Raw genomic sequence first — 276 nt, forward strand, 5'->3', positions numbered from 1 at the left:
ACCTGGTGAATGGACAGATATCAGCGGTGAGGTGACCTTACCCGCAGATGGTTCATCAATTAATGTACGTGTCGCTATCAATGATGATGCGGTGACTGAAAGCGACGAGACAATCGTGCTGAGTGTAACCACGGCGTCTGTGCAAGTGACCAATGGTGTTGTTGGTGATACCGGCTCAGGTACCATTACTGATGATCAAGGTAACAATCCAATCGATGACGATATAACAGCGACTATCGCGGTAACGGCTGGAGGCACGGTCGAAGAAGCAGATGG

The 276-nt window shown here is 49.6% G+C and carries 1 protein-coding gene; it reads left to right on the forward strand.

Annotation, left to right across the window (positions count from 1 at the left end; all coding sequences use genetic code 11):
* Positions 1-276 (forward strand): hypothetical protein (locus tag CXF74_RS00005; protein ID WP_198552728.1); only part of this gene is annotated, 276 nt, incomplete at both ends.

The sequence above is a fragment of the Psychromonas sp. Urea-02u-13 genome (genome assembly GCF_002835995.1).
In the GTDB taxonomy this organism is placed as follows: Bacteria; Pseudomonadota; Gammaproteobacteria; order Enterobacterales; family Psychromonadaceae; genus Psychromonas.